This is a genomic window from Vibrio sp. 1401 (assembly GCF_033340295.1).
Genome location: NZ_JAWOWF010000676.1, coordinates 1 through 561, shown reverse-complemented (window position 1 = coordinate 561; position 561 = coordinate 1). Strand labels below are relative to the sequence as shown.

Here is a 561-nt window from a genome sequence, read left to right as displayed (position 1 = left end):
AGCAAACCGAACACACACGCCGGAATCGTCGCGATCACGATCATCCATGCCAGTTTTGCTTCTTTACTGCGGTCACCTTTGAAGATCGAAGCAAACAATGCTCGGAATAAAGTGATCACTTCGTGGCGGAAATAAATCACAACCGCCATCAATGTACCGACGTGTACTGCCACATCAAACGCTAGACCTTGGTCGGCCCAGCCGAAAATGGCAGAGGGTAAGATCAAGTGCGCAGAGCTGGAAATGGGCAAAAACTCTGTCAGCCCCTGAATCAGAGCCAAAATAAAGGCTTCAAAATAACTCATGTAAACAACTCAAATTTAAAGTGAAAAAGAAACTGGTTTGAGTGAATCAACTGGCTGCATAGCATGCCAAATGTCGGCTACAGTGCGTCCATCGCCGGGGATCACTAAATGAGGTTCGAGATCATACAAGGGCTTTGTGACAAAAGGATATTTGTAGATATCACTGCGAGGTAGCTCCGGTTTTTGTGCCGAGATGCACTCACCGAAGAGCACTATATCGAGATCCAGTGTTCGATCCTGATACTTTTGCGCATTT

At 46.3% G+C, this 561-nt stretch carries 2 protein-coding genes; both read right to left on the bottom strand.

Features of this window, described 5'->3' with window-relative positions; translation table 11 throughout:
- On the bottom strand, nucleotides 1-305 hold a 305-nt coding region (locus R7Z77_RS27525; protein WP_318137331.1), incomplete at its 3' end, for an undecaprenyl-diphosphate phosphatase.
- Nucleotides 306-320: 15 nt separating this feature from the next.
- Nucleotides 321-561, bottom strand: a 241-nt coding sequence (locus tag R7Z77_RS27520; protein WP_318137330.1) for a 2-amino-4-hydroxy-6-hydroxymethyldihydropteridine diphosphokinase, incomplete at its 5' end; no start/stop codon positions are given.